The organism is Gordonia sp. 852002-10350_SCH5691597 (assembly GCF_001665715.1).
Taxonomy (GTDB): Bacteria; Actinomycetota; Actinomycetes; order Mycobacteriales; family Mycobacteriaceae; genus Gordonia; species Gordonia sputi.
In genome coordinates, this window is sequence record NZ_LZMO01000187.1 from 1 (window position 1) to 5,741 (window position 5,741).

The 5,741-nt window shown below is 65.5% G+C and carries 7 protein-coding genes; 5 read left to right on the plus strand and 2 right to left on the minus strand.

Annotation, left to right across the window (positions count from 1 at the left end; genetic code table 11):
* The coding region (locus tag A5777_RS25420; RefSeq protein ID WP_231895057.1) for a hypothetical protein at positions 1-206 on the plus strand (206 nt) is incomplete at its 5' end.
* A 34-nt stretch (positions 207-240) separates the two neighbouring features.
* On the opposite strand, the gene A5777_RS13335 is transcribed toward A5777_RS25420, so the two are convergent.
* Positions 241-813: a hypothetical protein gene (locus A5777_RS13335; protein ID WP_064863015.1), complete on the minus strand. Its 573-nt coding sequence runs from the start codon at positions 811-813 to the stop codon at positions 241-243.
* Between the two features lie 73 nt (positions 814-886).
* On the opposite strand from A5777_RS13335, the gene A5777_RS13340 reads away from it, so the two are divergent.
* From A5777_RS13340 to egtD, 3 genes are all read left to right on the plus strand, one after another.
* Positions 887-1,417 (plus strand): DUF5709 domain-containing protein, encoded by a 531-nt coding sequence (locus A5777_RS13340; RefSeq protein WP_005206712.1) that lies wholly within the window; start codon positions 887-889, stop codon positions 1,415-1,417.
* 177 nt (positions 1,418-1,594) lie between these two features.
* Positions 1,595-2,920 (plus strand): ergothioneine biosynthesis protein EgtB, encoded by a 1,326-nt coding sequence (egtB, locus tag A5777_RS13345; protein WP_005206711.1) that lies wholly within the window; start codon positions 1,595-1,597, stop codon positions 2,918-2,920.
* The gene (gene egtD / locus A5777_RS13350; protein ID WP_005206710.1) at positions 2,917-3,876 is read left to right on the plus strand and encodes an L-histidine N(alpha)-methyltransferase; all 960 of its coding nucleotides are present in this window, start codon (positions 2,917-2,919) and stop codon (positions 3,874-3,876) included. Before egtB ends, egtD begins: the two co-directional genes overlap by 4 nt.
* Before the next feature lie 153 nt (positions 3,877-4,029).
* Here egtD and A5777_RS13355 read toward each other — a convergent pair whose 3' ends face one another.
* The gene (locus tag A5777_RS13355) at positions 4,030-5,067 is read right to left on the minus strand and encodes an LLM class flavin-dependent oxidoreductase (protein WP_005206709.1); all 1,038 of its coding nucleotides are present in this window, start codon (positions 5,065-5,067) and stop codon (positions 4,030-4,032) included.
* Between the two features lie 159 nt (positions 5,068-5,226).
* Between A5777_RS13355 and A5777_RS13360 the strand changes: the two genes are divergently transcribed.
* Positions 5,227-5,613 carry an SHOCT domain-containing protein gene (locus A5777_RS13360; protein WP_005206708.1) on the plus strand — a complete coding sequence of 129 codons (387 nt, stop codon included), beginning with the start codon at positions 5,227-5,229 and terminating at the stop codon, positions 5,611-5,613.
* The last annotated feature ends 128 nt before the right edge of the window (positions 5,614-5,741 follow it).

Consider the following 5,741-nt stretch of genomic DNA (forward strand, 5'->3'; position numbering starts at 1 on the left):
TCGGCGGCATCGCTGCCTACCGGACGTACCGGCCCTCTCTGATTGCAACACTCCTGCGCGAGAAGTACGCCGCGGTGGGCCGGTTGAACAGCATGTACCACCACACTGCAGCGATCAGTCCCCACAGGATGACCGGCCCGACCAGCACCGCGGCGTACTTCTCGCGCAGGAGTGTTGCAATCAGAGAGGGCCGGTACGTCCGGTAGGCAGCGATGCCGCCGATTCTCGACGTCGCGGTCCTCAGTCGACGAGACCGTCGATGGTGACCCGGTCGGTAAGCTGCGCGACATCTGCGGGCGGTGTCGTCGAGACGAACTCCGCAAGTGCGGAGCCCAACGCTCCCGCGTGATGGATCGGGACGCCGTCGAGTCGGTCGTCGGAGAGCAGCGTCGTCGGGTCGGTGTCGTGGCGGTGAACGGCTGCGGCGCCGAGTAGGCGGCGCGCCTGCGCCGGGTCGGTGTCCCAGAGGGCGTCGGCGGTCAGCACGTAGAGGCGCAGCGCGCGTGCGTAGTCGGCCAGGTGAACCAGTGCCCAGGCCCAGTGCTTGGCGACGTCGACGGTGTCGGCCTCGCCGCGGCCGTGGGTGTGCACGTACTTGCCGTAGAGCTCGTGGCAGAGCGGGTTGGAATCGGCCCACAATTCGAGTGCTGACATGCAGCGAACGCAGTCGTGGACGTTGGCGAGGTACGACACCGAATACGGGCCCTCCCGACGTGAGCGCATCTCGCGCAGCACCGAGAACTCGGCGAGGGCGTGGTCGTACTCGCCGGCGGCGTAGAGCGACTCGGCATCCTGTTGCATTTCCGCCAACATCTCCACAGTTTCCCTGATCGCGAGTCGTCGCGTGCCGTCTTCTGCGATTCGCTCCTGCGCCTATCGTGGAGGTGTGAGCGACGAAAACGAATCCATCATCGAAGGTGACAGCGAGTACGCACTCGACCCCGACGATCAGTTGCAGCCTCAGGACTCACTCGACGACCGCGGCGTCGACGACGTCCTCGACGAGGGGTACTCGCCACCCGACTACGAGCCCAAGGCCGCGATGCGCGGGCTCACAGCATCAGAGATGCGCGAGGGTGAGTCGCTCGACGAGAAGCTCTCCGAGGAAGAGCCCGACCCGTGGCAGAAGGACGACCCGATCGACGAGATCGAGCGCGACGAGCACCCCGATTGGCAAGCGCACGAGAGTGATTCGAGTCCCGAGTTCGTCGAGGACGACCAGGTGGGCGACCGACGCGCAGGCCGACTCCTCGCACCCGATCAGGGTGGCGTCGTCGACAACGAAGCCGAGGCCGTGGCAACCGACTGCGGAATCGACGGAGCGGGCGCGAGCGCCGAGGAAGCCGCCGTGCACGTGGTCGACGAGGGCGAAGACGCCGCCGACGCCGAGTGGGAGGACGAGGCCGAGGGGCGCTGAGCGCTTCGGTCAGGGGTAAATGTCAGACCCCTGTGCTGGACTGGATGCAGGAGCACGCAACCGCCTGGTCGACGCCAACCGCGTTGACAGGGTGCGCGGCCCTGGCAACGATGGTGTTGTCGGCGAGTGATCGTCTGATCGCTTGTCCCGCGACGAACAGCCACCGGAGGTATTCCAGTGAGCATCACCAATCGCATATCCGCTGAGCAGGTTTCGGCACCTGCCACAGACGAAGCGTCGAGAACACGGCGATTCCTCGATATCCGCGCACTGACAGATCAGTTGTGCTCGACGCTGTCGGCCGAAGACCAGACACCGCAATCGATGACCGCGGCCAGCCCCACCAAGTGGCATCGCGCGCACGTGACCTGGTTCTTCGAAGAGTTCATCCTGCGCAACGATCCGTCGTACGTGGTGTACGACGAGACCTTCCGCTACCTGTTCAACAGCTATTACGAGACCGTCGGCGAGCGACACCCACGACCCGACCGCGGGCTGGTCACCCGCCCCGGTATCACCGACATCACGCGGTACCGCGAATACGTCGACGCCGCGATGAGTGAACTTCTCCAGCGCGGCGACTACGACGAGTCGACGCTGGGGCTGCTCGAGCTGGGCTTCAATCACGAGCAGCAGCATCAGGAGCTGATCCTGATGGACCTCAAGCACCTGTTCTCCACGCACCACTTCGATCCCGTCTACGTCGACCGCCCCGCCGACGAGCAGGGCGAGCCTGACGCCCTGACATGGCGCGAGGTCGCGGGCGGCGTCGTCGAGGTCGGGACACCGTTCGCCGGGTCGGGCACCACGCCCGAGACCTTCGCGTACGACAACGAGGGTCCTCGGCATCGGGTGTTCCTGGAAGACTTCGAGATCGCCGAGCGTGCGGTCACCAATGCCGACTGGCTCGACTTCATCGCCGACGACGGCTACCGACGACACGAACTGTGGCTGTCGAACGGCTGGGCACATATCAACGAAACCAGCTGGCGCGCACCGGGTTACTGGTCGTTCGACGACGGCGAGTGGACGACGTTCACGTTGTCGGGGCGTCGACCTGTCGTGTGGGATGAGCCCGTCGTGCACGTGTCGTTCTACGAGGCGGATGCCTTTGCGCGGTGGGCGGGGGCGCGGCTGCCAACCGAGTTCGAGTGGGAGTACGCAGCAACGGGCGCGCCCAGCGTGCCCGGAGGGCCGAACCCGGCAGGCGTCGGCGGCGCGCGTGGGGAACTGCTCGATCCGGCACGATGTCATCCCGGACGCGCAGGCTCGGCGATGATCGGCGACGTGTGGGAGTGGACATCGAGTGCCTACCTGCCCTATCCCGGTTTCGCGCCCGCGAACGGAGCCGTCGGCGAGTACAACGGCAAGTTCATGTGCGACCAACACGTGTTGCGCGGAGCCAGCGCGATCACGCCTCGCGGGCATGAGCGGGTCAGCTATCGCAACTTCTTCCCGGCCGAGTCGCGCTGGGTCTTCTCCGGGCTGCGTCTGGCCCGATGACCTCAACCACAGCCAATCCGGCCCTGGCCGCAGATGCCGCCGAGGGACTCTGGCAAACCCCGCCTGTCCTGCCGACCAAATGGCTCTACGACGAACGTGGCAGCAAACTCTTCGACGAGATCACCTTCCTGCCCGAGTACTACCCGACGCGCAGGGAGACAGCGATCCTCGCCGCGCATGCCGCCGACATCGCGTCGACGACAGACGCGACGATGATGGTCGAGTTGGGTTCGGGAACGTCGACCAAGACACGACTGCTGCTCGACGCCTTTGCCGCGCACGCCGCCGAACGCGGACGTGAGTTCACCTACGTCCCGGTCGACGTGAGTGCCGAAATGCTCGCAGGCACAGCCGAAATCCTCGCCGCCGACTACCCGTCGTTGACGATCGAGCCGGTGCTCGCCGACTTCACCGCCCCCGGACTCCAACTGCCACAGTCCGACGGGCCGAGGTTGGCGGCGTTCCTCGGAGGCACCATCGGGAACTTCGACGACCCTGCGCGCGACGAGTTCTTCTCCCGACTGTCCGAGGCGTTGAGTCCTGGTGACTACTTCCTGCTCGGCGCCGACCGCATCAAAGACACCGGCCGACTGGTTGCCGCCTACGACGACAAAGCCGGTGTCACAGCGGATTTCAACAGGAACATGATCGAGGTGCTGCGTCGCGGACTCGACGCGTCGGGGTTGTTCGTCGACGACTTCGACCACATCGCCCGGTGGAACCCCAAGCTGCACCGGATCGAGATGTGGCTACGCGCGCGACGTCCGATCAACGCGCACCTCGGTGCGCTCGGTCGCGAGTGGCAGCTACCCGAAGGCGCGGAGATCCTCACCGAGATCAGCACCAAGTTCGCGCCGGAGCAACTCGCCGCCGAGCTGTCCGACGCCGGGCTGCCGGTCGCGGAGACCTGGTCCGACCCTGCCGGCGACTTCCAGGTCACACTGAGCCGCCGCTGACGCGTTGGGGCGCACCGCAACTGGGCGCGCACGGTCGGCGGTATAGAGCGCACAGTCGACCGTCTCGAGCGCCCAGTCGGCGGTGTAGGGCGCACAGTCGACCGTCTCGAGCGCCCAGTCGGCTGTCTCGAGCGCACAGCGGGCAGGGCGCGCTCAGGACTCGGCGAGCAGCTCGCGGACGCGCGGGATCACCTGTGTCCCATAGAGTTCGACGCTGCGCATGAGTGCGGAGTGGGGGAGCGTGCCGTGCGAGTATTTGAGGTCGAACCGGCTCAGGCCCAGCGCCTTCGCGGTGCGAGCGATCTTCTGAGCAACGGTTTCCGGAGATCCGACGTAGAGCGAACCGGCGGGTCCCGTCGACTGGTCGAACTCGATGCGGGTCGGTGGTGGCCAGCCGCGCTCGGCACCGATGCGCCCGACGGTGACCCGGTAGTGCGGCCAGAGTTCGTCGCGCGCCTGCTCGTCGGTCTCGGCGATATGGCCGGGGGAGTGGACGCCGACGGGGAGGTCGGTGGGCTTGTCGAGTTGTTCGAGGGCGCGACGGTAGAGATCGACGTACGGCGCGAAACGAAGCGGGTCGCCGCCGATGATCGCGAGCATCAGCGGCAGTCCGTAACTCGCCGCGCGGACCACGGACTCGGGGCTGCCGCCCACGGCAATCCATGTCGGGAGCGGTGGATTCTCCAGCTTCGGATACACCGTCTGGTCGCGCAGCGGTGGGCGCAGCGCGCCTTCCCAGGTCACCGGCTCACCCGTGCGCAGCTTGGCGAACAGTGACAGCTTCTCGGTGAACAACTCCTCGTACTGATCGAGTTCGAACCCGAACAGCGGGAACGATTCGGTGAAGGAGCCGCGGCCGAGGATGACCTCGGCGCGCCCGGACGAGATCGCGTCGACCGTCGAGAAGCGTTCGAACACGCGGATCGGGTCGTCGGAGCTCAGCACGGTGACGGCAGAACCGAGTTGCATCCGCTCGGTGCGCGCGGCGATCGCGCCCAGGACGACGTCGGGCGCCGAGACCGCGTAGTCGTCGCGGTGGTGTTCGCCGACTCCCAAGAAGTCGACGCCGACGGAATCGGCGAGCACGGCTTGGTCGAGTACGTTGCGGATCGTCTGCGCGTAGGAGATGGTGTCGCCGGAGTCGTCGACTGTCACGTCGCCGAACGTGTCGAGGCCGAGTTCGATGGTCATATGTCTCATCATGCCCGACCAGCCGAATGGTTCCGGATGCTGAGAAACCATTTTGTGGACTTGATGAATCCGCAAGCTCGCACGTACAGCGTCCGCGATTACCTGTAGCGTCATCCACGGCCAATAAGGCCGTTTCCCGCCGAGCTAGGAGAAACCGAAATGTGGGAAGGCTTCTGGAACTTCTTGTGGACGATGGTCGTGATCTTTGCGTTCGTCGCCTACCTGATCGTGTTGTGGAACATCATCGCCGACCTTTTCCGTGACCATAAGTCTTCGGGGTGGGCGAAGGCTGCGTGGGTCATCTGCCTGATCATTTTCCCGTACATCACGGCGATCGTGTATCTGCTCGCCAAGGGCAAGGGTATGCAGGAGCGCGCGCAGGCCGCGGCTGCCGAGTACAAGAAGGAATCCGACAGCTACATCCGTGACGTCGCAGGCACCTCGCCCGCACAACAGATCGCGGATGCAAAGGCGCTCCTCGATTCGGGCGCCATCACTCCCGAGGAGTTCGAGCACCTCAAATCGAAGGCACTGGCCTCGAGCTGACGGCATCGAGCTGAATTTCGACAACACGCGAAAGTGCCCGCCCCGAATTCGGGGCGGGCACTTTCGCATTCATCACGGTGCAGTGTGCGACGGTCGGCAGGGTTACGTCGACGAGTCCGGCGTGACCC